The 26075-nt window shown below is 59.9% G+C and carries 25 protein-coding genes and 2 pseudogenes; 21 read left to right on the forward strand and 6 right to left on the reverse strand.

Annotated elements, in window-relative coordinates; all coding sequences use genetic code 11:
• Positions 1-78: 78 nt before the first annotated feature.
• The 6 genes and pseudogenes from ACQ4OE_RS05165 to ACQ4OE_RS05190 all read left to right on the forward strand — a co-directional run bounded on the left by ACQ4OE_RS05165 (position 79) and on the right by ACQ4OE_RS05190 (position 3386).
• Positions 79-303, forward strand: a complete 225-nt coding sequence (locus ACQ4OE_RS05165; RefSeq protein WP_430945963.1) for a hypothetical protein — start codon at positions 79-81, stop codon at positions 301-303.
• 15 nt (positions 304-318) lie between these two features.
• Positions 319-627: pseudogene (locus ACQ4OE_RS05170) on the forward strand (helix-turn-helix domain-containing protein); the annotation flags it as partial.
• Positions 628-1008, forward strand: coding sequence for a helix-turn-helix transcriptional regulator (locus ACQ4OE_RS05175; protein WP_430946050.1), 381 nt, complete (start codon positions 628-630; stop codon positions 1006-1008).
• A gap of 128 nt (positions 1009-1136) precedes the next feature.
• Positions 1137-2021 carry an arginase family protein gene (locus tag ACQ4OE_RS05180; protein ID WP_430945964.1) on the forward strand — a complete coding sequence of 295 codons (885 nt, stop codon included), beginning with the start codon at positions 1137-1139 and terminating at the stop codon, positions 2019-2021.
• A 164-nt stretch (positions 2022-2185) separates the two neighbouring features.
• Positions 2186-3094 (forward strand): alpha/beta fold hydrolase, encoded by a 909-nt coding sequence (locus tag ACQ4OE_RS05185; RefSeq protein WP_430945965.1) that lies wholly within the window; start codon positions 2186-2188, stop codon positions 3092-3094.
• 127 nt (positions 3095-3221) lie between these two features.
• A complete protein-coding gene (locus ACQ4OE_RS05190) occupies positions 3222-3386 on the forward strand; it encodes a DUF2986 domain-containing protein (RefSeq protein ID WP_430945966.1) in 165 nt (54 codons plus the stop codon).
• 96 nt (positions 3387-3482) lie between these two features.
• Here ACQ4OE_RS05190 and ACQ4OE_RS05195 read toward each other — a convergent pair whose 3' ends face one another.
• Positions 3483-4493 (reverse strand): zinc-dependent alcohol dehydrogenase family protein, encoded by a 1011-nt coding sequence (locus ACQ4OE_RS05195; RefSeq protein ID WP_430946051.1) that lies wholly within the window; start codon positions 4491-4493, stop codon positions 3483-3485.
• A gap of 171 nt (positions 4494-4664) precedes the next feature.
• Here ACQ4OE_RS05195 and ACQ4OE_RS05200 point away from each other — a divergent pair, with 171 nt between their 5' ends.
• Positions 4665-5579, forward strand: coding sequence for a LysR family transcriptional regulator (locus ACQ4OE_RS05200; protein WP_430945967.1), 915 nt, complete (start codon positions 4665-4667; stop codon positions 5577-5579).
• Positions 5580-5712: 133 nt separating this feature from the next.
• Positions 5713-5997, forward strand: a pseudogene (locus tag ACQ4OE_RS05205) (LysR substrate-binding domain-containing protein); the annotation flags it as partial.
• A gap of 134 nt (positions 5998-6131) precedes the next feature.
• Here ACQ4OE_RS05205 and ACQ4OE_RS05210 read toward each other — a convergent pair.
• Positions 6132-6602, reverse strand: a complete 471-nt coding sequence (locus ACQ4OE_RS05210) for a nuclear transport factor 2 family protein (RefSeq protein ID WP_430945968.1) — start codon at positions 6600-6602, stop codon at positions 6132-6134.
• A gap of 162 nt (positions 6603-6764) precedes the next feature.
• Here ACQ4OE_RS05210 and ACQ4OE_RS05215 point away from each other — a divergent pair, with 162 nt between their 5' ends.
• The 5 genes from ACQ4OE_RS05215 to ACQ4OE_RS05235 all read left to right on the forward strand — a co-directional run bounded on the left by ACQ4OE_RS05215 (position 6765) and on the right by ACQ4OE_RS05235 (position 11201).
• Positions 6765-7631 (forward strand): AraC family transcriptional regulator, encoded by an 867-nt coding sequence (locus ACQ4OE_RS05215; RefSeq protein WP_069556797.1) that lies wholly within the window; start codon positions 6765-6767, stop codon positions 7629-7631.
• A gap of 700 nt (positions 7632-8331) precedes the next feature.
• Positions 8332-8697, forward strand: a complete 366-nt coding sequence (locus tag ACQ4OE_RS05220; RefSeq protein ID WP_430945969.1) for a DUF6124 family protein — start codon at positions 8332-8334, stop codon at positions 8695-8697.
• An 89-nt stretch (positions 8698-8786) separates the two neighbouring features.
• Entirely contained in the window at positions 8787-9146 is a 360-nt protein-coding gene (locus ACQ4OE_RS05225; RefSeq protein WP_430945970.1) for a DUF6124 family protein, read from the forward strand.
• A gap of 158 nt (positions 9147-9304) precedes the next feature.
• Positions 9305-10294, forward strand: a complete 990-nt coding sequence (locus ACQ4OE_RS05230) for an aldo/keto reductase (RefSeq protein WP_430945971.1) — start codon at positions 9305-9307, stop codon at positions 10292-10294.
• Between the two features lie 133 nt (positions 10295-10427).
• Positions 10428-11201, forward strand: a complete 774-nt coding sequence (locus ACQ4OE_RS05235) for a carboxymuconolactone decarboxylase family protein (protein ID WP_430945972.1) — start codon at positions 10428-10430, stop codon at positions 11199-11201.
• A gap of 107 nt (positions 11202-11308) precedes the next feature.
• Here the strand turns inward: ACQ4OE_RS05235 and ACQ4OE_RS05240 are convergent, their stop codons facing one another.
• Positions 11309-11764, reverse strand: a complete 456-nt coding sequence (locus tag ACQ4OE_RS05240) for a winged helix-turn-helix transcriptional regulator (protein ID WP_122595587.1) — start codon at positions 11762-11764, stop codon at positions 11309-11311.
• Positions 11765-11914: 150 nt separating this feature from the next.
• Between ACQ4OE_RS05240 and ACQ4OE_RS05245 the strand changes: the two genes are divergently transcribed.
• The 8 genes from ACQ4OE_RS05245 (at position 11915) to ACQ4OE_RS05280 (ending at position 24161) form a co-directional block, all read left to right on the forward strand.
• Entirely contained in the window at positions 11915-13171 is a 1257-nt protein-coding gene (locus ACQ4OE_RS05245) for an MFS transporter (protein WP_430945973.1), read from the forward strand.
• Between the two features lie 51 nt (positions 13172-13222).
• On the forward strand, positions 13223-14146 hold the full coding sequence (locus tag ACQ4OE_RS05250; RefSeq protein WP_430945974.1) for an EamA family transporter: 924 nt from the start codon (positions 13223-13225) through the stop codon (positions 14144-14146).
• Between the two features lie 94 nt (positions 14147-14240).
• Positions 14241-17276, forward strand: coding sequence for an autotransporter outer membrane beta-barrel domain-containing protein (locus ACQ4OE_RS05255; protein WP_430945975.1), 3036 nt, complete (start codon positions 14241-14243; stop codon positions 17274-17276).
• Positions 17277-17549: 273 nt separating this feature from the next.
• Complete coding sequence (locus tag ACQ4OE_RS05260) at positions 17550-18596, forward strand: ABC transporter substrate-binding protein (RefSeq protein WP_430945976.1); 1047 nt, start codon at positions 17550-17552, stop codon at positions 18594-18596.
• A 15-nt stretch (positions 18597-18611) separates the two neighbouring features.
• Entirely contained in the window at positions 18612-19229 is a 618-nt protein-coding gene (locus tag ACQ4OE_RS05265; RefSeq protein ID WP_430945977.1) for a glutathione S-transferase C-terminal domain-containing protein, read from the forward strand.
• Between the two features lie 41 nt (positions 19230-19270).
• Complete coding sequence (locus ACQ4OE_RS05270; protein ID WP_430945978.1) at positions 19271-20344, forward strand: AraC family transcriptional regulator; 1074 nt, start codon at positions 19271-19273, stop codon at positions 20342-20344.
• Positions 20345-20473: 129 nt separating this feature from the next.
• Positions 20474-22828, forward strand: coding sequence for a TonB-dependent receptor (locus ACQ4OE_RS05275; RefSeq protein ID WP_430945979.1), 2355 nt, complete (start codon positions 20474-20476; stop codon positions 22826-22828).
• A 7-nt stretch (positions 22829-22835) separates the two neighbouring features.
• Complete coding sequence (locus tag ACQ4OE_RS05280) at positions 22836-24161, forward strand: LLM class flavin-dependent oxidoreductase (RefSeq protein WP_122595580.1); 1326 nt, start codon at positions 22836-22838, stop codon at positions 24159-24161.
• A gap of 52 nt (positions 24162-24213) precedes the next feature.
• On the opposite strand, the gene ACQ4OE_RS05285 is transcribed toward ACQ4OE_RS05280, so the two are convergent.
• The 3 genes from ACQ4OE_RS05285 to ACQ4OE_RS05295 all read right to left on the reverse strand — a co-directional run bounded on the left by ACQ4OE_RS05285 (position 24214) and on the right by ACQ4OE_RS05295 (position 26041).
• A complete protein-coding gene (locus ACQ4OE_RS05285; RefSeq protein WP_122595999.1) occupies positions 24214-24588 on the reverse strand; it encodes a c-type cytochrome in 375 nt (124 codons plus the stop codon).
• Between the two features lie 146 nt (positions 24589-24734).
• Positions 24735-25241, reverse strand: a complete 507-nt coding sequence (gene msrA, locus ACQ4OE_RS05290) for a peptide-methionine (S)-S-oxide reductase MsrA (RefSeq protein ID WP_430945980.1) — start codon at positions 25239-25241, stop codon at positions 24735-24737.
• A gap of 95 nt (positions 25242-25336) precedes the next feature.
• Positions 25337-26041 carry a class I SAM-dependent methyltransferase gene (locus ACQ4OE_RS05295; protein ID WP_430945981.1) on the reverse strand — a complete coding sequence of 235 codons (705 nt, stop codon included), beginning with the start codon at positions 26039-26041 and terminating at the stop codon, positions 25337-25339.
• Positions 26042-26075: the final 34 nt, after the last annotated feature.

Here is a 26075-nt window from a genome sequence, read left to right on the forward strand (position 1 = left end):
CCGCTTGCCGCGACGCACGTCAGTTCTCTGATAGCATCTGATCGGGTTCAACCTATCTCCGAACCAGGTACGCAGACGATGGCCATTCTCTACCCTCCCCGGTCGCTACGGGCGAATGAGCGACTCGACTACTGGAATGAAGTCGTGTGTTCCACCTATGGCCTGACCATCCAACGCACCTTGTCCGACAAGCCCTTCGATGGTCGACTCAGCGCCACTCCACTTGGCGATATCCTGCTGACGCATATCTCATCCGCGCCTATCGAGTACGAACGCAAACACGCGGACGCCGGGGACGAATAGTTTTTTCTCTGCCTCACCCTCAGCACCGTAGCGCAAGTTGAACAACGCGGCCGGCAGTCGATTCAGGGACGCGGTGATCTGGTGCTTTTCAACAGTGCTGAACCTTACCAATGCCGGTTTCCTCGCGGCGACGACCAGATTGTCATTGCCATCCCCCGCGAACGGCTGATCCAGCATCTGCCCAAACCCGAAGCGCTGGTCAGTCGTACGCTCGATAGCCAATCGGCGCTGGTCCGACTGGCCGCAAACATGATGGTTGAAGTGCTCAATACCGAACCTCTGCCAACGCGCGGCGGCGAGCGCTTGAGCAATGCGTTACTGGAGGTGCTGGCCACCGCGTTCGAAGGCGCGTTCGATCTCGCTGACCTCGGTCATTGCAGCCGGCATGACACTCAACTGCTCAAAGCCAAGCAGTTTTTGCTGACCCATCTGGATGACACCGGGCTGGACCTGACGTCCATCGCGCAAGCCATTCATGTCTCCACGCGCGCGCTCAGCCGCCTGTTCGCAATGGAAGGCACCACCGCCACCCGCTGGCTATGGCAACAACGGCTTCAGGCCTGCCGGGCGGCGCTGAGCAAGGATCGATCGCGCAGCGTCAGCGAAGTTGCACTCAGTTATGGGTTCACCAACATGGCGCATTTCAGCCGCGCCTTCAAAGCCGCTTTCGGCGTGTCGCCGAGCGTATTCGCGAAACAGCAATAATCAACTGGCCGGTCAGGCGAAGTGTCTGGCCAGCTCAGCAAAGCGCATTGCCTCAGCCCTCGTCACCATGACTGCCTTTCGGTTGCCTGAACCATCAGGCCGCCACTGACAAGATCGGGAGACAGTCAATGAAAGCCTCTTCAAGCGACAAAACCCTGCGCCTGCTGTTCCCCCAATGGCAAGGCGGCAACAACCCGCCCTATCATTTCGGCGCCCAACTGTTGGCCTGGCTGGCCCCCGATCCGTGCGGGCCAGTGGCCGAGGTGCCGGTCGCGGTGCCTGGCACCGAGCCGCTACCGCTCGAGGGCGGCATCCGGGGTCGCAGCGCCTTGCTGCAACAGCTGCGCAGTGCCCGCGCAATCATCGATGAGCATGCGCCGGATCGTCTGGTTGTGCTTGGCGGCGACTGCCTGGTGGACCTTGCGCCCTTCGCCTACCTCAACGAGCGCTACGCAGGCGATCTGGCGGTGCTCTGGGTCGATGCCCACCCTGACGTGTTGACGCCTGCGGACTTCGCCAATGCCCACGCGATGGTCTTGGGCAATCTGCTGGGTGAAGGCGATGCGGATTTTGCAGGCGCGGTCAAACGGCCACTCAAACCGGCGAACGTGATGTATGCCGGTCTGATGGAAACCATGCCCGTGGAACGCGCTGTGATTGAGCGACTCGGACTGCAACACGCGAGCCCCGCACAATTGGCGCACAGCAGCGAAGCGGTGCTGCAATGGTTTCGCGCCACCGGCGCCAGACATCTGGCCATTCACCTGGATCTGGATGTGCTCGACCCTCGGGCGTTTCGTTCGCTGCTGTTCGCCAATCCGCAAATGCCCGAGGGCACGTTCGACGGGGTCGCCCAAGGCAAAATGCCCATCGCCCACGTGGTGCGACTGCTGGCCGACGTCGCGCGCATTGCCGACGTCGTAGGCATCGGTATCGCCGAACATCTGCCGTGGGATGCCCTCGCGTTGAAAGACATGCTGAATCGTCTTCCGCTGATCGGGTCCATTGACTGAGCCTTGCCGGCATTCTGCCAAAACGCCTCCCGTCTCCCTGAATGGGTCTACGCTGATTCTGTCGGAACCTCACCGGCAGCCTGTCGCCCGTGTTTTGCGCCGCTGTGAGTTTGTCGAGCCCTCGTACGAACCCCATCGCCCTCGCACCGCCCGGAGACGCAAACATGCCCCGTCGCTTGCTGACCGCTTTTGCTCTGCTCGCCTTGAGTATTCAAGCCCACGCAGACGTCACACCGTTCCCTCCAGCCTTCAAAACCCAAGACATCAAAGTCGAAGGCGCGACCATGCACGTGCGCGTCGGCGGCAAAGGGCCCGCCGTGGTGTTGTTGCATGGTTTTGGCGACACCGGCGACATGTGGGCGCCGTTGGCGGCGGATCTGGCGCGTGACCACACCGTGGTGGTGCCGGACTTGCGCGGCATGGGCCTGTCGTCGATTCCCGAGGGCGGTTACGACAAGAAGACTCAAGCGGCGGACATTCGCGGTGTGTTGAGCGCACTGAAAATCGAACACTCAGTGGTGATCGGTCACGACATCGGCACCATGGTCGCCTTCGCCTATGCCGCGCGATACCCGCAACTCACTGAGCGGCTGGTGGTGATGGACGCGCCCGTACCCGGCATCACGCCATGGAACGAGATCGTCCGTTCGCCGATGCTTTGGCACTTCGACTTCGGCGGCGCCGACATGGAGCGGTTGGTGGCTGGGCGTGAGCGCATCTACCTCGACCGTTTCTGGAACGAATTCGCCGGCACCCCCGCCAAAGTCGACGAAGGCACCCGCCAGCACTACGCCAAACTCTACGCCCGCCCCGGCGCCATGCACGCCGCGTTCGCGCAATTTCGCAGCATCCGTCAGGACGCCATCGACAACGCGCCGGTTCTGCAACAGAAACTGACCATGCCGGTGCTGGCCGTCGGCGGCGAAAAATCCTTCGGCAACAACGAAGCCATCGTCATGCGCAACGCCGCCGACAACGTCACCGAAGTGGTCATCCCCGCCGCCGGCCACTGGCTGATGGAAGAAGCACCGACGCCGACCATCAAAGCCGTGCGCGACTTTATCGCCATGTGAGCAAATGACATTGCCTGAACCCGATGCATGCGTCAGGATTCGCCCCTTTTTGATGGCGCGGCTATGGACGCCTGCGTTGATGCCCTTCGATCGTTGATTTTTTACCTTTGCTTACTGAGTAACACACATGAATCGTCAGAAAAAACTGAAGCAGTTGTTCAAGGAAAAGGCCAAAAAGGCCAGCGCGAAATTGGCGCCGAAGAAGCCGAAATACATCAGTAAGGCTGAGCGGGCGAAGATGGAGGCTGAGGGGCAAATAGTTGTGGAGTCGGGTGAGTCCGCTGAGGGCTGATCGGCGGACATCAGATTCCGGGGATCTTCCGCTCAGACCCTGGCAGCGAATCTGCCGCGATCCGCAAAAAAGGCGCCAATTGGCGCCTTAATGCTATCAAGCGATTTTGATCACAACCTTGCCCAATGCTCCCCTCGCCAGATGCTCGTAAGCTTCTCGTGCCTTCTCGAACGGATAGACCGTATCGATCACAGGACGGATCTGGTGTTGGTTGAGGAAAGCGTTCATCCGGTCAAATGACGAGCGCGGCGCCACGGCGATCCCGCGAATGGTCGTCTGGCGGAAAATGAGCGGCATCAGATTCAGTTCGACGGTTTGCCCGGTCAGAAAGCCAATCTGCGCAATACGCCCCGATGCCTTGGTGGCTGCAACCGATTGATTGATACCGCTGCCGCCGGCCACATCAAGTAGCAAGTCCACGCCCTTGCCGTCGGTCAGTTTCAGGACTTCGTCGGCCCATTGCGGCGTCGTTCTGTAGTTGATGCCCGCCACCGCTCCCAGCCCCTTCACGGTTTGCAGATTCTGGTCGCTGCTTGACGTCGCGATGACCTTCGCGCCCAGCGCAGTAGCGATTTGCACAGCAAATATCGACACGCCGCCAGTGCCTTGAACCAATACGGTCTGCCCTGGCTGGATCTGTCCAAAGTCCACCAACGAATACCACGCTGTGAGCGCCGCAATCGGCAGTGTCGCCGCCTCCTCATCGCTCATGTTGTCGGGTGCACCGACGGCGCTGTCTTCATGAATGATCATGTATTCGGCCAAGCCGCCGGGCAACGGCGACCCGAAGCAGTAATCGGGTTCGTTTGGTCCCGGTTCGCCATCCAGCCAGCGAGAGTAAAGATGCGAGTTAACGCGATCACCGACCTTGAAACGCGTCACGTCGGCACCGACCGCGACAACCGTGCCAGCGGCATCGCTGACCGGGATCAGGGGTTTGGGCACCATGTGCGGCTCATAAATGCCATCGACGATGGCCTTGTCGCGAAAATTGAGCGAGACCGCACCGACCTTGACCAGCAACTCGCCAGCCTTTGGCTGCGGGGTCGCGACCTCCCCCAACTGCAGATTGTCGAGTCCGAAATCTTTCAATAACCAAGCTTTCACTGTGAGTCTCCAAATACACGTCATGGGCCGAGAACCAGAGCCGGCTCTGCCTTGGGTGTGCATTTTTCGCTTTTGGCTGCGCGCAATAAATGCGTGGAAAAAGACAGGATTGTTCTATCCTTGGGCAACAATCATGTTCAACTTCGCGACTCAGGGCGGGTTCATAGCGTTATGGAATTGCTTCAATCGATGCGCCTGTTCGCCAGGCTTGCCGAACTCGGCAGCTTTACCAAAGCCGCCGAATCGCTGGACATCGGGCGGCCTCAAGTCACTCGGTATATCCAGGAGTTGGAGACGTCACTGGGCGTGCGCCTGTTCCAGCGCACCACGAGAAAAGTGGCACTCACCGCCGAGGGCGAGCGGTTTTATGAGCGCGTCCAGGAAATTCTGGCGGATATTTCCGCTGCGACCACGATGTTTGATCGATCCGGAGCAACGCTCGCAGGGCGACTTCGCGTCGACATCCCGACAGCTTTCGCGCAATTGAAATTCATCAAAAGCCTGAAAGAATTTACCGCAGCCTATCCGGGCATCAACGTGGTTCTGGGCGTGACTGACCGCGCCGTCGACCTGATCGGAGAAGGTATCGACTGTGCGTTGCGTATCGGCGATTTACCGGACTCCTCCCTGATCGCGCGCCCAATCGCGATGGCGACCATGGTGACGTGCGCGGCACCCGCGTACCTCCACGAGCATGGTGAACCCGAAACACTCGACGATCTGGCGTCCCATCAAGGCGTCAACTTCTTGTCCGGACAGAGCAACAGGGCATTGCCCTGGCATTTCTCGGTAAAGGGTCAGGATCGGGTTTTCGTGAGTAACACCGGCATCACCGTCAACGAGTCGAACGCGTACGTTCAGTGCGGCGTGTCCGGCTTCGGAATCATCCAGGCACCCGGGATTGCCGTGGCGGAGCATCTCGACAGTGGCGATCTGGTGGAAATTCTAAAACGCTACCGCCCCGCCCCTCGCCCGGTGACGTTGCTGTACCCCAGTCGCACGCACCTGGCGCCGCAGGTTCAGGTTTTTTTTGAATGGTTGCAGGAGCGTTTTCCGCGGCTTCATTCTGAGTGGTTGGAATTTTAGGGTTGGTTTCGGGGGGCTGCTGTGAAGGCTGGGTCCAAATGGGGGGCTTGTGAGGGGCTGCTATCGGCCAATAGCTGCCAGTCACAGAAGGTTGCTTACGACCCAAAGCGAACGGTCGCGACAGGGAGAACTTGGCCGAATGACACGGATGGCGGTGGATGCCTGGCGCCAGAAGCAACGTTTTAGTCCGAACATCGTGCTGGAAGCTAACTCGATTGCCATCTTGAACAATGTACTCAAGCAATGTCGCTTGGCGACTATCCTTCTCGACGCGATAGTGCGTGAGCAAGCTGGATTACGTGAGCTTCGGACAATCCTATCGTTGCCTGGTCGCACAGTGGTGCTGTATCGCCGAAACAATGGGTATCACAGCGTGGCCGCTGACGCGTTTGCGAAACTCGTAAGCGTTCTGAGAACCCGCGTGTGCCTTATTGCCTGGGCGAAAATCGTTGGAAGCGGGTCGATTGCATCGCGCCCGCTGTAGCCCAAAAAACACATCTGTTTCGACATATGAATAGCCCTGTCAAAGGGATCAGGTAGTCAGGCCAGGCATTATGCCGCCGGAAATAGCGGGAATCCGGTTCCGGAGAACGCTTCGGTGTCGAGCCAGAGGTACTGAAAGGATCTGCTCTTGAAAACCCAATCGTCTCCCGAGCGTTGCAGCACATCGAACGCAATGCAGTGATTGCGGTAGTACTTCTCGCCTGGGCCGCGTGCAGATTCATGCACGAATGTGCGGGTAGTTGCCTGATCACCGTCGATAACAATCACCCCCGGCAGTGCGAATTGGACGAAGAACTCCTTGCCTGCGCGCAGTTTGTGAAGCAGCGCCACGTTGTTGTCTGGGCCTTTGGAGTACTGGCCGTGAGGGGCTTGACCAATCATGAATTCGCCATCATCTGCCCAAACCGAGTAAAACATTGCGAGGTCTGCGCGAGTCGCGCTGTCGGCGAAACGTGCAATGGTGTTCCGGATGGACGCCTCGTCCATGAATTGCTGCAAGCGAGAAGGTTGGTCTGACATCATCGGCCCTCTAAGCCAGGGTTATATTGGATGCCTCCACTTTCGCGAACATCCGGCCCGACCACATCCTCGATAGTGCTAAAGCCTTGCCTGATCCTACCAACTGTTTTAGTTTGAGAAACCACTGGCCTGTCGCGAGTGCGACCAGGATCGATAGCCATCATGCTGGAACATCTTCTCGCAATAGTGAGCCGACATCGCGGTTGCGCCGATCTATCAAACACTCTTCCCCGACTGACAATCAGATCCACAGATGCTCCGGTTCCTCCGACCCCGGCTCTATTTGCGCCGAAGTTCTATCTGCTGCTGCAAGGCGCCAAGCGGATGAACATTGCCGATAGCACGTTTGACTGCCATCCGGGCACCTGTGCAGTGGCATCGGTCGGGTTACCGTTCGTGAGTGAAGTGGTAGAGGCGAGCCCGGAAAAACCTTATATCAGTGTCGAATTGATGCTCGATGCAGGGATCGTCGCTGGCTTGCTTCTCGATATGAGCAAGTCCACCCAACCGTATCCGCAGGCGGGCGCTATCTCTATCGCCCAAGCCGATAGCAGTTTTGTCGAGCCGTTGGTTCGCTTCATCGGTCTGCTTGACACGCCAGCAGAGGTTAAGGTGCTTGGCTCCCAGTTCGAGCGCGAGTTCTACTACCGCCTATTGTTAAGTCCGCTAGGCTCCAGGCTCTGCCAAATTGGAATGCACAACACCCGGTTCGGACAAATCAAAATCGCGGCAGACTGGATCAGCGCGAACGCCGATAAGCCGATGAGTGTGCATTGGCTTGCCGCTCATGTCGGTATGAGCGTCACGTCGTTCCACCGACATTTCAAGGCGGTTACTGCACATAGTCCGCTCGCTTACCAGCGACAACTTAGGCTACTCGCTGCTCGACGGCTGCTCGCATCCGGAGCATCAAATGTTACAGGTGTCGCATTTGAGACCGGATACGCCAGCCCCTCTCAGTTCAGTCGAGAATACAAGAAGGCTTTCGGCGTAGCGCCGAACCGCGACGCTTTATCACTGCGCCGCTGATTTGAGCTTTTTCAATCGGATCAGGCTCGAATTGCGCGTGAGTCTCTATGCGTCAGGCGGCTGGAAAGCTTGAAGCGCATTTAAAGTCAATGTGTTTGGGTTGTTGACGAAGGCCCGGCGCAATGCCGGGTTTTGGCTTTCAGCGCAGTTGCTGTTTGTACTACCCAATGGGGTTCTTAGTCTATGTGATGCGATGGTGGAGGGTCCGCTTCTGGCCGATAGCAGCCATTGGCCCGGACCTTTCCCGAGCCACTTTGGCGGATATGGAGATACCGCCAGTCATAGATTTTGACCGCCCGCGTTTCCCACCCCCTGTCCAACACAAGACTATCCGGGAATCCGCCCCTTTCAACACCCCCCGTTTAAAAGACACCCCCTGTTACTGCACCCACCCTACAACACCTTGCGCCGTTGCCTACGCGTGCGCCAGAATCCGCCGGCTTACGCGGCTGTGGGGCGGGCGTTATCGTTGGCTGGTCACTGAGAAACAGTGATCGGGTTTGGTAGCCCGTCTGTAATAGTTGTGTGGCGACACCTTGATCAGTCTCTTGCGAGACGAATTTATGGTGGTCATGCGGGGGGCTCATTCGTGAGCGCCGGGTTCCTATTGCAGCCGGTCTACCAACCCGCGTATGGCCACCACCCATCGTTTGGTAGCGAAGGTGATGGCTCCTTGAATTCTGCGATAGGAGTTTCATCCATGTTCAAAGCCACACCAAATCCTCCAGAAACCGATTCAATCCCTTACGACGCCGCGCTCGAACCTCAAATCATCAAAGAGGCGACCGACCGGGCGATTCATTTCTATCTAAACCCGCGCACTCCAAAGACCTCAATCCCATCCCGCAAAACCGGCAAGATCTACGTCATCGACCCCACCGTCGACGATGAGACCCTGCTCGTCGAGGCGTGCGAATCGCTGTCCACGGCCGGTGATATGGCGCGTGATTTTGCTGATTCCATGGACGGTTCGCAGCGTCGGGCGATGCTGGTGTTGCAGCAGGTGATCATGCTCAGTGAGCTGGCGGTCAATCGCGTGTTGGAAAACTACCGCGTGCCGCACTAGTCGTCTGGTTGATGTGCGAGGGGCGTGCGCCCCTCGCTGCACACGGGCCGTTCGCGGTCGCGATGTTTCACTTTCTGGAGTCTCAGTCGATGTCCAAGACCCCACCGCTTGCACCGGATTGCGATCCGGCCTCGCCTTACGAATCGTTCAATTCACGAAAGCTCCACGATGCCGCCGAGCGTGCGCTCGATCATTATCTTTTGCCGGCGGCGATCATGGCTGCGCCCTACTCGCCCAACAGTCTGTTTATGGTCAATCCGCAAAGCGACACCGAATCCTTGCTGGCGAATGCCTGCGAGTCTTTGGCGTCGGCGACGGTGATGCTCGGTGATTTTGCCGGGACGTTGCAGGGGCCGAACCGCAATACGCTGTTGGGCATCGCCCAGGTGGTGATGTTGGGGGAGTTGGCGGTGAATCAGGCGCTGGATAACGTGGTGCCGAAAACATAAGCGATAGCCCTCGTCTGGCAGTTGCCGTGTGCGCTGCTGGCGAGGGTGGCGTTTCGGCGCATTGATGAACATCGCTCATGAAGCCATGCCGATTTAACCGTCTAGTGCTCAGTGGTCAGCGCGCTTACTGTTCCCCAACGCAATCTTGGGAGAACGAAATGCACAAGCGCACACTTGGCAACAGCACACTTGAAGTGTCGGCACTCGGCTTTGGCTGCATGGGTTTGAGCCATGGCTACGGCCCCGCGACGGACACTGCGCAAGCGATCGCGTTGATTCGTTCGGCGGTAGATCGTGGTGTGACTTTTTTCGACACCGCCGAGGTCTACGGGCCTTACTTGAACGAGCAAGTGGTGGGCGAGGCCTTGGCACCGGTGCGCGATCAAGTGGTCATTGCCACCAAGTTCGGCTTTACCTTCGGCGACGACAATAAACAGCAGATTCTCAACAGCCGCCCTGAGCACATCCGGGTGGCTGTCGAGGGTTCGTTGCGTCGATTGAAGACCGATTACATCGATCTGCTGTATCAGCACCGCGTCGATCCGGACGTGCCCATCGAGGACGTCGCCGGGGCGGTGAAAGACCTGATCAGCGAAGGCAAGGTCAAGCATTTCGGCCTGTCGGAGGCTGGCGCGCAGACCATTCGCAGCGCGCATGCGGTGCAGCCGGTTACAGCGCTGCAAAGCGAATACTCGCTGTGGTGGCGCGAGCCTGAGCAGGACATTTTGCCGACGCTGTGGGAGCTGGGCATTGGCTTCGTGCCGTTCAGTCCGCTGGGCAAGGGTTTTCTCACCGGCACGGTATCGGCGGACACCACGTACGGCAGCGACGATTTCCGCAGCATCGTGCCGCGCTTCAGCCAGTCGGCGCTGCAGGCGAATCAGGGCCTGGTGGTGCTGATCCGCCAGATCGCCGCGCAAAAACAAGCGACACCCGCGCAGATCGCCCTCGCCTGGTTACTCGCACAGGCGCCGTGGATTGTGCCGATTCCGGGGACGACCAAACTGCATCGTCTGGAAGAAAACCTCGGTGGTGCGGACATCACCCTCGACGCCGCCGAACTCCAGGCGATTGATGTTGCACTGGCGCAGATCAGCATCGAAGGCGAGCGCTATCCCGAAGCCCTCAAAGCGCGCGTCGGCCGATGAGCGACGATCACGATCCGTTGGACTCATGAGCTCAGCTCAAGAGTTCATGCGCAATTCAGGGCTTAATCGCTGCGACCATCCTCCGTACGATCCAGCGACACGCAGTGACCCGCAATGGATGGAGCGTTTCACGATGACCACTGAAGCCCGTAATCCCGCTGCCTTCCCCGCACTCATGGCTCTGTGCCTGAGCATCGCGGCGATGTTCAGTGTTCCCACTCAAGCAACCGAGGCAGCGCAAACCATGACCAGCACACCCGCCAATTCAGAAACACTGTCGCGCCAACAACAGGCCATTCCGCTGATCGCCGCGTTCATGGCGACCAGCGATATGCCCAATCTCAACGCCGCGCTGAACCAGGGACTCGACGCCGGACTGACCGTCAGCGCAACCCGCGAAGTGCTCGTGCAGCTCTACGCTTACGTCGGCTTCCCGCGCAGCCTCAATGCCTTGAATGAGCTGATGGCGTTGGTGGAGGCGCGCAAACAACGCGGCATCGAAGATGCGCCGGGACGTGAGCCGAACCGGGCGATTCCGGTCGGTGATGAGCTGCTGGCCGCCGGCACCGCCAATCAAACCAAGATCTCCGGCGGTCCGGTCAAAGGCCCGGTGTTCGAGTTCGCCCCGGTGATCAACCGCTTCCTGCAAACCCACTTGTTCGGCGACATTTTCGAACGCGACAACCTCGACTGGCAGAGCCGCGAACTGGCGACTGTCGGGGCGCTGGCAGCCACGCCGGGCGTGGAGTCGCAGTTGCGCTCGCACATGGCGGCGAGCCTGCGCGTCGGGCTGAGCGCGGCGCAGTTGCGTCAGGTGAGCGAGCTGCTGAAACAGCACGGCGATGCCCAGACTGCCGAGCGCGCCAACGCGGCACTGACTCAAGCGCTCGCGGCGTCGGTGAAGTGACCTCTATTACCCGGATCACCGCAACCACTCGTGAGCGTTTGGAGTTGTGGTCGATGTGTTGCTTTACAGGGGCTGAAGTCAGTTACCCAGGCGCATTTCAGCTCCTCTCACCCGCCACGCTTGACCACCTGCCGGTGACAGTCCGCCGGAGTTAACCCTTTACCGGTCCTGGAACGTACCGCAATGGTTTCGACCGGTTCAGACGATTCATTGTCGAGCAGCACCGAATAGCTCTCGCCTGCGTTGAACAAGTAGCGCTCGCCCCACTGGCGCATGCTGACGACGATGGGAAACACCGCGCGGCCCCTTTCAGTCAGGACATATTCCTTGTAGGCGCTGCCGTCGGAGGCCGGCTGGATGTCGAATATGCCCAATTCGACGAGCAGCTTGAGCTTGACCGTGAGGATGTTTTTGGCCAGCCCGAGACGTTTCTGAAATTCACTGAAGCGGCGAACGTCGTCGAACGCGTCGCGGATAATCATCAATACCCAGCGATCGCCGATGGCTTCAAGCGTTCGGGCGACCGGGCATTCGCTCTCTGCCAATAATTGCTGTCTGGCCATGGTTCTCCTGGCGGGCGAGTCAGTAGGAAGGGGAAAACGTCTAACGTCAGACGAAAATGTTTTGCCGAAGTGGTTGCATTTAAAAACCTGAGTGGATAAAAATCAACAAATCGGTTTCATTTCGAAACCACACGACCCAAGGATGGAGTGATGCCGTTCAAGCCTCATGCACCGGTCAAGATGGACTTCGAAGCGGAAAAATCCAGTGGCGGACGCGCGGAATCTACCCACACCCGTGACACCTCCAAGCTCAGTCGCTATCAGACTTTTCTGTTTGCCATTACCTGCGCCATGGCGGTTGCAAACGTCTATTTTGCCCAGCCTTTGCTGGAGTCGATGGCGGCCAGCCTGTCGGTTTCGCCGGGCATGATTGGTGTCGTGGTGACCGCAACGCAAGCCGGTTATGCCGTCGGTTTGTTGTTCATCGTGCCGCTGGGTGATTTGCTCAACCGCAAAAAACTTATCCTTACACAAATGCTGGTGTCGGCTCTGGCCCTGTGCGCAGTTGGCCTGTCGCAGGACTGGGCCATGTTGCTCGGTGCGATGGTGCTGGTCGGCCTGATGGCGGTCGTGGTGCAAGTGCTGGTGGCGTCTGCCGCTTCGCTGACGAGTCCCGAACAGCGTGGCGAAACCGTCGGCACGGTGACCAGTGGCGTGGTGCTGGGCATTCTGCTGGCCCGCTTCGTCTCTGGGGCAGTGGCTGATCTGGCCGGCTGGCGCGGCGTTTATTTTGTCTCGGCAGGTTTGATGATCGGGATGGCGCTGGTGCTGATGCGCACCATGCCCGCCTCTACTACGCCGCCGGCCAAGGGCGGTTACTGGCAGCTGCTGCGCTCGGTCTTCCAGTTGTTCTTGACCGAACGCACGTTGCGTGTCCGGGGCATCTTCGCGCTGCTGATCTTCGCCGCGTTCAGCGTGTTGTGGACGTCGATGGTGCTGCCACTCAGCGCCCCACCGCTGTCGCTGTCACACACCCAGATTGGTTTGTTCGGCCTCGCCGGTGTGGCCGGCGCGCTGGCAGCGGCGCGGGCCGGACGGCTTGCCGACAAAGGACTGGGCAATCGCACCACGGGCATCGCGTTGGCCCTTTTGACCTTGTCCTGGCTACCCACGGCCTTTGTCGAAAGCTCTTTGTTCGCCATGATCGTGGGGGTGGTGTTGCTGGATTTCGCCGTGCAAGCCGTTCATGTCACCAACCAGAGCCTGATCTTCGCCGCCCGGCCCGATGCACAAAGTCGACTGGTGGGCGCCTACATGTGTTTCTACTCAGTGGGCAGTGGATTGGGCGCGATAGCCGCTACTTACACGTATGCGCACTTCGGCTGGGCAGCGGTTTGTGTATTGGGTGCCGCGATCAGCGCAGTCGCTCTGCTGTACTGGATCTATCTGGAACTGACTCGCAAGTAACGCTTAAAGACTTCTCGCTACGCCCCCCTCCCCCAATAAGGCAAACAATCCATGAAACCACTGCACGTCGTGTTGGCTGTATTGATAACGGCAATCTGGGGTGTGAATTTCTCGGTGATCAAACTGGGACTGGCCAGCGTCGATCCATTGATCCTGGCGGGCATCCGCTTCAGTCTTTGTGCGCTGCCGGCGATTTTCTTTATCCGTAAGCCCGACGTGGCATGGCGCTACCTCATCGGTTATGGCCTGGTGTTCGGCATCGGTCTGTGGGGCGTGGTCAATCTAGGGATCAAGGCTGGGCTGTCGGCGGGCATCGCGTCGCTGGTGCTGCAATTCAGCGCGTTCTTCACCCTCCTGCTCGGCGGCTGGGTGTTCAAGGAAGCGCTGACCCGCTTCCAGATTCTGGGCATGTTGATCGCCCTCGCAGGGCTTTTGTGCATCATCACGATCAGTGACGGTTCAGTGAGCCTGACCGGCGTGTTGCTGGTGCTGGTAGGCGCGGCATCGTGGAGCGTTGCCAACCTCATCAGCAAGAAAGCCAATACCAAAGATGTCTTCGGTTTTCTGGTCTGGTCCAGCGCCTTTGCGCCGATCCCGCTGTTCGCCCTCGACTATGCGGTAAACGGCAGCGCCGGCTACACCACGTTCGTCAGCCAGGTGAACATGACGGCGGTGTTGTCGATCCTGTTCCAGGTCTACCCCAACACCTTGTTCGCCTACTGGATCTGGAACTCGCTGCTCAAAACCTATCCAGTCTCCACAGTGGCGCCGCTGTCCCTGCTGGTGCCGATCTTCGGCATGCTCGGCTCGGTAGTGGTGTTCAACGAAAGTGTGCCGATGAGCAAAGTGCTGGCGGTGGTGCTGATCGTGCTCGGCTTGGCCGTCGGCCTCTATGGTCAGCGTATTTTCAATGCGATGTTCGCGCGTCCTGCCAGACACGTTGATCCGCGCAGGAAAATTCCTACAAGCACATAGGAACATTCCAGCTTCTTGCTTCCACCCGTCCTGTTTTCATCGCTCTTCAAATTTCTGGCTCGTTTGAGTCAACGTACTCACTTGAAGAGACACCATGAACAGCCTCTATCGATTGATCTGGAATAGCACTCAGGGTCGCTTTGTCGCTCCTTCAGAACCCGGCGCCGGCAAGAATAAGCAGAATCTCAGCCGCGCTCTGCCGCTGAGCGCCCTCTCCGCCAGCCTGCTGATGGCGTTCTCCACGCTGGGTCACGCCGCTGAAATAGTTGTCGACGGCACGACTTACAGCGACAGCGGTTTGAAAGCCTCGGCGGGCAACAACAACCCCGTGCTGCAAGTGATCAATGGTGGTGAAGCTACCTGGGGCGTGGGTGAACTCACTGCGTCCGGCACAGGCGCCGGTGCAGTGTTGGTTCAGAGCGCTTCGACGCTGAATCTGAACGGCACGAGTCTGTCTTCCCTTCAGGCCAATACGCCGGCCTTGGCGCTGTTTGGCGGTTCCGTGTTTAACAGCGCGAACAGCCAGGTCAGCGCGCTGGGCAACAGCGTTGCGTTGAGCGTCAATGAAGGCAGCCAGATTCGCGGCGACGGTTTGCGGGTCAGAAGCGCTGGTACTGGCATGCGGGTAACCGACTCACAGGTCGACATCAGCAATCTCGATGTCGGGACCACCGGGGTATCCGGTTATGGTGTGCATACGCTGGGTGCCAGCACCGTCAATATTCACGGCGGCACGATCAACACCAGCAATACTGGTGCTTCCGGGATTCACGCCACGGGAGGCACGGTAACGGCGACCGGCCTGTCGATTACCGCTTCGGGGGCCAGCAGTCGCGGCGTGGTGTCCACTGGCGCCGGGACTCGGGTGAGCCTGGACGGGGGCAGCATCAACACCATCGGCGCAAACGCTTATGGTGTTCAGTCCACTCGGGGAGCAATCCTCGACGTCAAGAACATGGACATCACGACGACTCAGGGCGGGCAGCCAGGCTTTGGCGGCGGTGCGGCCGTTTTCGTCGATGTGGGGGGCACGGTCAATCTCGAGTCGACAAACCTGACGGCCCCAGGCGTTGCTGTGTGGATCCGCGAGGGCACGGTCAACGGTAACAATGTCTACATGAAAAAAGAAAGAGACGCGGGTGTGCCGGTTATTTGGGGCTTCGGCGGCTCTCATTTGAACCTGACCAACAGTGAAATCGACCTGGCGGCGCAAGGGGCCCAGGCTATTTATAACGACGGTGGCACGGCGACACTTGACAACGTGCGCATACAGGGTGATCAAGGTGGCGTCGGTCTGGTGACGCGATACGGCGGCACTACCGTGGGCAATAACGTCGATATCGAGATAAGTGGCAGTGATACCAACTGGAACAACGGCATCATTGTCAGCAACGGAGCGAGCGACACCTCGGTAACACTTGAAAACTCACGCGTCGTGGTCAATGGATCCAACGCCATCGCCCTGCTCGCCAGAACAAGGGGTCTGCAGCGAATTCAGCTGAAAAACACCGTGGTCAGTACCGATAACGTTGTGATCAACGCCAACGATTTAGTTGAGTTCGACGTCACCGTTGATGGCTCCACCCTCGAAGGTAAAACCCTGATGGCGGGCGGAGCCGCCAATTCGGGTGGGCTGCAAGTCACTCGGGTTCAACTGGACGCCAGTAACGGCTCCCGGCTTAAAGGGGATGTCGCGATTGACCGGGACTACAACCTCGACAGCGCCGTCAAATTGAACAACGTGTCCACTTGGGAAGGCGCCTCTGCAGGTTTGCATCGCCTGGAACTGAACGGCGGCAGTGCATGGACAATGACCGGCGATTCTTCGGTCGGCGCACTGGCGCTGCAAGACAGCCGCGTCAACTTCGACCACAGCAACGGCGTATTCAAAACCCTGACCGTGGGCGACTTGAGCGGCAATGGCAGTTTCCTGCTCAATACCGACCTGGCCTCGGTGCAAGGCGACTTGCTCAAGATTGAAGGTCAGGTCAGCGGCGAGCACACCCTCATCGTTGCGGACTCGGGTCACGAAGCCCGGGGTGATGCGTTGATGTTGGTGGATGGCAATGGCGGTGCCGGCAAGTTCGACTTGTACGGCGGCAAAGTTGACGTTGGTGCGTTTCGTTACGGTCTCGAACAGCGTGGGGATGACTGGTATCTGGCCGGCACTGCCCGCGAGGTCGATCAGCCCGAGACGCCTGCACCGCAACCGGAGAACCTGAGTAAGGGTTCCAACGCTGCCATCGGCCAGCAAGCAGCGGCCACCGCGCTGATCGGCGCGCAGATGAATGCGCTGGTCAAACGTCTCGGCGAGTTGCGCATGGGCGAGGACGACGGTGGTCTGTGGACGCGCGGTTTCACCAAGGAACAGCACATCGACACCGGTTCCAGCCGTGCCTTCCAGCAACAGGTCAACGGTTTCGAGCTCGGCGCCGACAAGGCCATTCCCTTTTACAACGGCAAGCTCTACCTCGGTGGCATGGTCGGCAAAGGTGAGGCCCGGCAGGAGTTCGGCGAAGGCAGCAAAGGCACGATCGACAGCGCCATGCTCGGCACCTACGCGACCTATGTTGACCAGAGCGGTGTGTACGTCGACAGCGTGTTGAAATACACCCACCTGGAGAACAAGGTCGACATGACCAGCAACGTCGGTGAAAAGATCGATGGCAAATACAAAAACCACGCGGTGGCCGTTGACGTTGAAGTCGGCAAGCAAATCGACCTCGGCAAAGGCTGGTTCGTCGAGCCGCAAGTGGAGTTGCAAGCCTTCCGCGTCGGCAGCGCCGATTACACTTCCAGCAACGGTTTGAAGGTCGAGCAGGATTCCGTGACGTCGGTGCAGAGCCGCATCGGCAGCCTGTTCGGGCGCAATCTGAAACTGGACAACGGCATGACCGTGCAGCCTTACGCCAAAGCATCGTGGATCACCGAGCATGCCGGCGACAGCCATGTGAACGTCAACGGCGTTCGTCTGGACAGCAAACTGCCGGGTTCGCGGGCCGAAGTCGGCGGCGGGGTAATCTTGCAGACCGCGCAGAAGCACAAGTTCTACCTCGACGCGGAATACAGCAAAGGCAACGGTATCGAGCAGCCTTATGCCGTCAACCTGGGTTACCGCTATACGTGGTGACCGCCGTTCGCTGACCGCAAAGCAAGCCCGCAACAGAAAGCCCCTGACATCAGGGGCTTTTTTTGTAAGTCGAGGAAAGTGCCGGAGACATTCCGCGCATATCTTTTATGCCTTTCAAGCATCGCCCACGCAGCCGTTGATCTATCGGCCATATGCCACAAATGAATAACCGACATATTTTTTAGTATTTTATTTCCGTCTCAACACGCCGCTATACCTGCGCCTTCGATCCGGCACCTCGCCGGCCTTTGCAGGAGCAGACGTGTGATTCGAATGACTTCTTCCCCCCTCTCGCGAGCAGCGCTTACCCTCGCTGCGCTGTTGGTGTCCAGTGTGGCTTTGGCCGACACGGTCAAAGAAATCCGCATCGCGGTACCGGACATCAGCGCCGGCCCGACGCCCAGTGGTGCCGGCATCGTCGATGTGTTGCGCGACCGGCAGACCTTGGAAAAGGAGTTCGAGAAAGACGGGATCAAAATTCGTTGGGACTTTTTCAAAGGCGCGGGGCCGGCGATCAACGAAGCGCTGGCCAACAATCAGGAAGACTTCGCGTACCTCGGCGATCTGCCGGCGATCATCGGCAAGGCCGGCGGTCTCGACACGCGCTTGCTGAGTGCAACCGCGCGTGACGTCAAACTCTATCTCGCGGTGCAGCCAGGTTCGGGCATCACCACCCTCGAAGCCTTGAAGGGCAAGCGCGTGGCGATCTTTCGCGGTACCGCCACGCAACTTTCCTTTGCTTCGGCGCTGGCCCATCGAGGCCTGAAAGAGAGCGACTACAAAGTGGTCAACCTCGATTACAACGCTGCCAACGCAGCGCTGGCGGCCAAGCAGATTGACGCGACATGGTCAGGCGCCGGGGTGATTGCGCTCAAGGCGCGCGGCCTCGCCGAACTGCCGCTGACCACCGTTGACCTCGATGGCGCCGGCAGCATGCAGGGTGTATTGCTGGGCCGTGGCGCTTTCGTCGACGCACACCCGGAGCTGGTCGCACGCCTGATCAAAGCACAGCAGCCGGCGATTACCTGGTTGCGCAACGACGAGCACAAACAGGACTACATCAACCTGGTCTCGAAGCTCGCCAGTTACCCGGCGGACATCCTCACCACGGACGCGAAAGATCAGTCGCTGGTGAAGATTTTCGCCCCGCAACTCGATGCGCCGTTCCTCGACAACTTACAGCGCAGCGTTGATCTGGCGCTAGACGCTAAGCTCATCCGCAAACGTTTCGAGGTCAAGGCCTGGGCGGAGCCGCGCTTCATCGATGCCGCCCTGCAACAGACCGACACCGCCGCTCAAACCCCACAAGCCAGCCTCTAACAACAAGGACTCGCCATGACCACGCTGTTCATTTTTCCCGGTGCCTGCTCGTTCGCTGCCCATGTCGTGATTCACGAATTGCAACTGCCGATCAGCGTCGAGCCCGTGACACTGGGCGACCCGAACGCGCCGTATCGCCAGATCAACCCGACCGGTCGCGTGCCCGCGTTGTTGCTGGATGACCAGACCCTGCTGACCGAAAACACCGCGATCCTGCCGTACCTCGCCGACCTCAAACCCGGCACGCCGTTGTTCGCGCCGGCGGGTTCGGTCGAGCGAGCGCAGATTCAAGGCTGGCTCGGTTACATCGCCACCGAGGTGCACGTCGGTGCGTTTCGCCCGATCAACCGGCCTGAGCGTTACAGCGCCGATGAAGCGGCATTCCCCGGCATTCGTCAGCGCGCTCTGGAGCAATTGACCAATGCCCTGAAACCGATCGAAGCGCGACTGGCCCAGAGCGATTATCTGGTGGGCAATCGCCTGACGCTGGCGGACATCTACCTCGGCGTGTTCCTCGGCTGGAGCGCCCGCGTCGGTGTGCTGGGTGATTTCCCGGCGCTGCAAGCCGCGCTCGGGCGCTTCCGCGCGCGTAAATCGGTGGTGCAGACCGCCAGCGCCGAAGGCCTCGCCTGAGTCATCCCGAGGACGGACCACCGAGCAAGCGGAGAAACAGCATGCCAAGCACCGACACCATTGCCACTTGGGCCCAAGTCATCGCCCGCACGCTGGAAGCACAGGGCATCGACGCGTCCCCACTGCTGCGCGAGGCCGGTATCGATCGGTGTCATTTGCACGACCCTGACCAGCGCATCGCCCTCCCCGCCATGAGTACGCTGTGGCGGGCGGCGCGGCGCATCAGTGCTGATGAATGCTTCGGCCTGCACGTGGCGCAGTACAGTTATCCGACGGATTTTCATGGGTTGTTTTTCGCCGCGCAAAGCAGCTCGACGGTGATCGAAGCGTTGCAGCGTGGCGTGCGTTACGCCCCGGTGATCACCACGTCGGCGGCGCTGCGGCTGGTGCGCGGGCCGCACACCACGCGGATGGTCTACGGCGTGGCCGACGGCGCCGAGGTGGAGCAGATCGCCACCGAGGCGTCGATTGCCTGTGCGGTGCGTTTCACCCGGCAAACCTGGGTCGATCTGCCGATCGTCCACGGTGTGCGCCTGGCCCGCCCGGCCCCACAAGATCCGCTGCGCTGGACGCGTCTGCTCGGTTGCCCGATCCGCTTCGACGCTGGCGAAAACGCCATTGAATACAGCAACCGCTGGCTGCATGCACCGCTGACCACGGCCAATCACGCCGTGGCCCAAGGCCTCGACAGCGTGCTCAACGATTACCTCGAACGCCAGCGACGCCTGAACCTGCCGCAACGGGTTCGCGCGGCGATTATCCGTGACCTGCCACTGGGCGAAGTTCAGCAAAGTCGGGTGGCCGATGAGCTCGGCATGAGCGTGCGCAATCTGCATCGGCATTTGCTCAAGCACGACAGCAGTTTCAAGGCCTTGCTCGATGATTGTCGGCGGCAATTGGCGTTCAGTTACCTGCGCCAGACCGATTGTTCGATCAACGAAATCTGCTATCGACTGGGCTTCAATGAACCGAGCAGTTTCAACCGCGCGTTCCGTCGCTGGACCGGCGAAAGTCCGGGCAAATGGCGGCGTGATGACGTGCCGTCGCAGCCTGAACGCTACGTGCCTCGGCTCAATGTTTTCGTGGCTGAGCGGGCTCTTTCAATCGCGGTTTGAGTCACTTGTCTGCGCCGGACCATAGGTTGTCCGCGCAGGCCCCTTTTCCTTCCTTCACACGCTCTAGCATGGCCTTTCTACCGAGCCCGACCGACAGAGTCGCGCGGCAATGAAAGGAGCTTTGCGTCCATGCTTTTACGTTACTCGGCCACCACGGCCCACCGCCTCAAGCCCCTGAGCTTTTCTTTATGGCTGGCGCTGCCCGGTGTCCTTTGCTCGACTCAGAGCTTTGCGGCGGATGAAGCCGAGGCGTCCGCACCGACGGCGGTTCAGGCCGACAGCACGGCGCCTCGGCTGGAACAGGTCACCGTGACCGCGCGCCGCCGCGAGGAACAGTCGCAGGACGTGCCGACGCCGATCACCACCCTCAGCGGCGCCAATCTGGAAAGCCAGCGCATCTACAAGATTCAGGATCTGCAGCAGGCCCTGCCCAGCGTCAACGTCGCCTATGTGCATGCGCGGGTTTCCAGCTTCGCCGTGCGCGGCATCGGCAACAACCCCGCCAGCGATGGTCTGGAAGGCAGCGCCGGGATTTATCTGGACAACGTCTACCTCGGTCGCCCCGGCATGGCCGCGTTTGACATGCTCGACGTCGAGCAACTGGAGCTGTTGCGCGGGCCGCAAGGCACCTTGTTCGGCAAAAACACCACGGCCGGCGTGCTCAATATCACCACGCGCGGGCCGACATTCACCCCCGAGCGCAGCCTCGAAATCTCCGGCGGGCAGGACGGCTACTTTCAGGGCAAAGGCACGGTGTCTGGGCCGTTAACCGATACCCTCGCCGGGCGCCTGTCGTTCTACCGCACCCGCGATGACGGCTATCTCAACAACCGTCATGACGACCGCACGCTGCTCGGCGGTGAGCGCGAAGGCCTGCGCGGGCAATTGTTGTTCAAGCCCAACGACGATTTCAGCCTGCGCTGGATCAACGAATACAACACGGAAAATTCCAGCAGCGGCAGCAGCGTGATCTATGGCGCCGGCCCGGTGTTCTGGCGCCGGGCGGCATTGGTCGGGGCGAACCCGCAGGTCGGCGAAAGCAACATCGATGGCCGGCAAAACGTCAGCGTCCACCAGAACGCCAGTTCCGTCGAAGCCAACTGGAACCTCGCCGGCGGCTACACGCTGACCTCGATCAGCGCTTATCGCAGCTGGCACTTCAACCCAGCCAACGACGCCGATCAACTGGAAGTCCCGGTGATCAACGACTTCGGCTACGAGGTGCATGACCGCCAGTTCTCTCAGGAAGTGCGTCTGGCCTCGCCCAAAGGTGAATTCTTCGATTACGTGGTCGGCGCCTATGCGTTCAAGCAAGACCTCGGCAATCGCATCTTCACCAACCTCGGGCCGCTGGCGGATCTCAACCTGATCGGCGCCAATCTCAATGCGCTGAACAACGTCAACAGCAAGGTCAACGGCAAGATCGACACCGAGAGCTACGCGCTGTTTGCCCAAGGCACTTGGCACTTGACTCAGCGCCTGGATTTCAGCGCCGGCATCCGCGGCACCTACGAAGAAAAAGAGGCCAACGTGAAGCGTTTTGCCCCGGTGGGCGGTGGCGCGCCGGTGGTGATCCCGGGTGTGGTCGATGGCAACGCGATTCGCGCCGGCCAGGTCGGCGCCTATGACACCGGCGAGCTGCACCTGTACAACGCGGCGCCGTCGTTTCTGGCCAGTCTGAGCTACCACTTCAGCGACGATGTGCTCGGCTACACCTCGCTGTCCCACGGCGAGAAATCCGGCGGCGTCAACCTCGCGGTCGGCTCGGCGCCCAGCGCTGGCGCGGAGTCATTGCTGGTCGGCCCGGAACGGGCGAACGATGCCGAACTGGGCATCAAGAGTCAGCTGTTCGATCAGCGTTTGCAGCTCAACGCCAACCTGTTCTGGACCGGCGTCAACGGCTATCAAGCCACCACCTATTACCAGCCGCCGGGCTCGTTGACCGGTTACCAGTTGCTGACCAACGCCGGCACCGTGCGCTCGCGCGGCCTCGAATTCGAGGCGACCACCGTGCCTGTGCGCGGCCTGACGTTGAACGTCAACGGCTCGTTCAACGACGTGACTTACCTGTCGTTCAAAGACGCGCCCTGCCCCGCAGAAACCCCGGGCCAAACCAACTGCGACCTCAGTGGCCAGCGTGTCGCCGGCGCCTCGCGCTGGATCGGCAACGTCAACGGCGAATACAAATGGCCGCGCATCGACGGCATCGAACCTTACGCCACCGGCAGTTACGCCTATCGCTCGGCCAGCGAAGGCACCCTCGACAATTCTGATCTGGCGAAGATCGACGGCTACGGCCTCGCCAACTTCTCGGTCGGCGCGCGGGTGGACTACGGCGACGGTTTGCTCGACGCCTCGCTGTGGGTGAAAAACGCCTTCGATCGTGAGTATTACCTGGCCGTTGGCAGTGGTTCCAACGGTCTCTACACCGCCTCGCCAGGCCAGCCGCGCACTGCCGGCCTGACCTTGCGCTATGACTTCTGAGGACACTATGACAACAGCAAAAATGAGCCTGGGCGCGTTTCTCATGAGCAGCGGCCATCACCTCGCCGCGTGGCGCCATCCGCGTGCATGGGCCGGCGGTGGACTGGATTTCCAGCACTTCAAAAAACTCGCCACCACCGCCGAACGCGGCAAGTTCGACGCGATATTTTTCGCCGACAATCTGGCCCTGATGGGCTCGCCGGAACTGGGCCAATTCACCACCGCCGGCGATGTCTTCGACCCACTGGTGCTGCTCTCGGGACTGGCGGCGGTGACCGAGCGCATCGGTCTGGTTTCAACCGTTTCTACCAGCTACAACGAACCTTATTTACTGGCGCGCAAGTTCGCCTCCCTCGACCATTTGAGTGGCGGGCGCAGTGGCTGGAATCTGGTGACCTCGGCGACCGATCTGGAGGCGCTGAACTTTGGTCGCGACAAGCATTTCGAGCACGGCGACCGTTATCAGCGCGCCGAAGAATTCATCGATGTGGTGACGGGTCTGTGGGACAGTTTTGAAGACGACGCTTTCATCCGCGATAAAACCAGCGGCGTGTTTTTCCAGCCGGACAAATTGCATGTGCTCAATCACCACGGCGAGAACTACCGGGTACGCGGGCCACTGAACATTCCACGTACGCCACAGGGTTATCCGGTGTTGATTCAGGCGGGCTCATCCGAACCCGGCAAAGCATTGGCCGCGCGCACCGCCGAAGTGGTGTTCACCGCGCAACAAACACTCAGCAACGCCCAGGCTTTTTATGCCGACGTCAAAGGTCGCCTCGCCGGCTACGGGCGCACGCCTGAACAGCTGAAAGTCATGCCGGGGATTTCCCCGGTGATTGGCCGCACGCAGAGTGAAGCGGAAGACAAATACCAGCAGTTGCAAGATCTGGTCGAGCCACGGGTCGGCCTGGCGATGCTCGCGGGCATGGCGGGTGGGTTCGACCTGTCCGAATATGATCTCGACGGCCCGTTGCCGGAGCTGCCGCAGAGCAATTCGATGCAGAGTCGTCAGGCCCTGTTCATCGATCTGGCGCGCCGGGAAAATCTGACGATTCGTCAGTTGTACCTGAAAGTCGCCGGCGCGCGCGGCCATCACACCGTGATCGGCACGCCGAAAACCATCGCCGACACCCTCGAAGAATGGTTCGTCGGCCAGGCCGCCGACGGCTTCAACATCATGCCGCCGTTTCTGCCTGAAGGGCTGGATGACTTCGTCGATGGCGTGGTGCCGTTGCTGCAACAACGCGGGTTGTTCCGCCACGAATACAGCGGCAGCACGTTGCGTGATCATCTGGGCTTGCAGCGGCCGGGGAATCGTTACTCGCGTTAAGCCGGGTATTGCGGCGCTCGGGCACTGCTTTACATTCCCAGTAAAGCGGTGCTCAGCCCTTGGAAATCAGGCTGCGCATGTACTGATTCAAATCGCGAAAGTCCTCAACACTCCAAGCGTGCGGCGCGACCTTCACGCCGTTTTCTCGCAAAGTTCTTGGGATCAGGTCGCCATTGGGGCGAAGGATGACCGAGGACACAATGACGCCCGGATAATCCTTCAGGCGTTGCTTGAAAGCCGCGGTGGTCAGGTCCGGTGTCGGCGGATTGCTCTTGCGCGCCAAGGGCCCCGTGCCCTTGATATCAGCGCCGTGACACATCGCACAGCGCTGCACATAAAGATTTTTTCCATTGCTGCTATCCGCCAGGGACGCTGTTACTTGAGTGAGCGACAAAACAGCTACCGCTGCGATGGTGACGGTTTTCATGTCCATATGGCCTTGCTCATTCCATTATTTTTGAATCGAAGTCGACATCCGGGCCGGCCACTCGATGGCGTCGGCGTTGTAATCGGTGGAGGTGCATCGACCCATGGCAAATGCCTGCCATGGGCTCAAGGCTATGCACTACCTTTTCAGGCGCGCTTTGGCAGCTTCCAGTTCGGGCGGATGAAGTGGCAGGTGTAGCCATTCGGAATACGCTCGAGGTAATCCTGATGCTCCGGCTCGGCCTCCCAGAATTCCCGCGCCGGTTCGATCTCGGTCACCACTCGGCCTGGCCACAGCATTGAAGCATCGACGTCGGCCGCGGTGTCTTCGGCGATATCCCGTTGCTGTTCGTTGAGGTAATAGATCGCCGAGCGATAGCTGGGACCGAGGTCATTGCCCTGACGGTTGGGGGTGCTCGGGTCGTGAATCTGGAAGAAGAACTCGAGGATCTGCCGGTAGCTGATCACCGCAGGATCGAAGACGATCTCAATGGCTTCGGCGTGATTGCCATGGTTGCGATAGGTCGCATTCGGCACCTCGCCGCCGGTGTAGCCGACGCGCGTCTCCAGCACGCCAGGATAGCGCCGCAGCAAATCCTGCATGCCCCAGAAGCAGCCGCCGGCCAGAATCGCAGTTTCGGTTTGAGTGGTCATGATCAGTGCTTCCTCTCGGGCATCGGGTTTAGCCATGGTTATGAGGGCGGTTTTGACGAATACCAAGGTCACCCGTCTGGATCAGCCATCATTTTTCAAACCTTGCACGTCAGCCACGCGCCCCAGAACAGACTGCTGAAAAAGCGCATAGCCGGGCCAAATCCTGCGCCGGTAAGCAATTGCTGAACCGCTGCCTCGGAATGCGGCGGGTCGGCGCCCTGCAGAATCTTCCCAAGCTTGGCGCTCACCTCCTCCGCACTTGCGCCCTGCTGCCGCCAGCGCTGCCCCCACGCCGCCAGCAACAGCGGCTGACTGGCGTAGGCGTAATGGTTGCCCGCCACAATCAGCGGCGCGCCGGGTTTCAGCCGCGCCTGAACCGAACACAGAATCTGCTGTTTCGCTTCATCGCCCTTCAGGTGATGGAGGACGCCGATCAGCGTTGCAGCGTCGAAGCGTTCGGCCACCGGCAAATCATCAACGTGGCCAAGATGCACCGTCGTTCTGTGCTGTAAATCATGGGCGTGCAACTGCTGCACAGCGGTTTCCAGCATGGGCTCGGAAGGGTCGACAGCAGTGAAGTGCCATGCCGGTTCCAACGCGGCCATGGCAATGATTTCCTGCGCCGTACCACCGGCGCCCACCACCAATGTTTTTGCCGCGCGGGACTGGCCAAGGCTGGCGGCGAGCATACACGCCGCCAGATCGTGGCAAGCGTCATAGCCGGCCAACGCGATGCGGCTTTGTCTGGCGTATTCGCTGGCGCGGGAAGTGTCGAACTTATCAGCTGAGGGTGTATTCACAGGCGAGTCTCCATGTCCTTTGGAGCAACTTACG

This window comes from Pseudomonas sp. WC2 (assembly GCF_050586545.1).
Classification (GTDB): domain Bacteria; phylum Pseudomonadota; class Gammaproteobacteria; order Pseudomonadales; family Pseudomonadaceae; genus Aquipseudomonas.